Genomic DNA, 544 nt, shown 5'->3' with positions numbered 1-544 from the left:
TGTTGTTGCCCTTCTGGCCGGTGCAGGACAACCATGTTCTCACCGTACTTCGAGGCGTTGACCTCGACGCTCCGCGAGTAGGTATGCCGCCAGCCGCCGAGCTCTTCATCAGGAAGGTGGCTATTGTAGTATCTGGTGAATGTGAAAGGGTCGGAGCCTCCGCTTTGATAATCCAGTTCAGCCTGGAACTTGTTGCCGGTGCCAAGATGGATAGGGTTCCCTACACACATGGTCGTTGTTGGTAAGCCGAGATCCCTGTCCAGGAACGGTGTTTTATCCATCTCACCCGGCAGAACATAGGTTGAGCGCCAGTAGACCGTAGCTGGGTCGCCAGTGCAGGTAGTGGGGTCATAATCGCCAGTAGCACCTAGATACTTAAAACAGATCCTGGAGACATAACGGCCATCACCATAACTGGCAACCGGATAAAGCGCATCCCCAACTGGCGTTCCCTTCCCTTGCTCCTCACCAGAGCGATGATTCTTCGTGAAGGAATGCGCGACAATGATGGTGTTAACGCGCATATTGTCTATTTAGGTGCTAA

At 53.1% G+C, this 544-nt stretch carries 1 protein-coding gene; it reads right to left on the bottom strand.

Features of this window, described 5'->3' with window-relative positions:
• Positions 1–524 (bottom strand): DUF6531 domain-containing protein (locus tag R7P74_RS28690; RefSeq protein WP_443293541.1); only part of this gene is annotated, 524 nt, incomplete at its 3' end.
• Between the last annotated feature and the right edge of the window lie 20 nt (positions 525–544).

The sequence above is a fragment of the Vibrio sp. 2033 genome (assembly GCF_033339735.1).
The sequence above is the reverse complement of the archived record's forward strand: the minus strand, read 5'-3'. Positions and strand labels throughout refer to the sequence as shown.